Origin of the sequence: Alkalimonas mucilaginosa (genome assembly GCF_036327005.1) — a bacterium.
Taxonomy (GTDB): domain Bacteria; phylum Pseudomonadota; class Gammaproteobacteria; order Enterobacterales; family Alteromonadaceae; genus Alkalimonas; species Alkalimonas mucilaginosa.
On sequence record NZ_JAUGZK010000052.1, the window covers coordinates 1 to 512 of the forward strand.

Genomic DNA, 512 nt, shown 5'->3' on the forward strand with positions numbered 1-512 from the left:
ACTGCTTGTACGTACACGGTTTCAGGTTCTATTTCACTCCCCTTACAGGGGTTCTTTTCGCCTTTCCCTCACGGTACTGGTTCACTATCGGTCAGTCAGGAGTATTTAGCCTTGGAGGATGGTCCCCCCATGTTCAAACAGGATATCACGTGTCCCGTCCTACTCGTTTTCACTTAAATGGCACCGTCGTGTACGGGGCTATCACCCTGTATCGCTCCTCTTTCCAAAGGATTCCACTAACACCAAATAAGCTTAAGGGCTGGCCCGCGTTCGCTCGCCGCTACTAACGGGATCTCGGTTGATTTCTTTTCCTCCGGGTACTTAGATGTTTCAGTTCCCCGGGTTCGCCTCGTTGCACTATGGATTCATGCAACGATACCTGATAAATCAGGTGGGTTTCCCCATTCGGAAATCCATGACTCATGCGGCTCTTACTGCCTCATCATGGCTTATCGCAAGTTAGTACGTCCTTCATCGCCTCTGACTGCCAAGGCATCCACCGTGTACGCTTA

Annotated in this window: 1 rRNA gene; it reads right to left on the minus strand. The window is 50.6% G+C overall.

Going from position 1 to position 512, the window contains the following annotated elements:
• Positions 1–512 (minus strand): 23S ribosomal RNA (locus QWF21_RS18095); the annotation flags it as partial.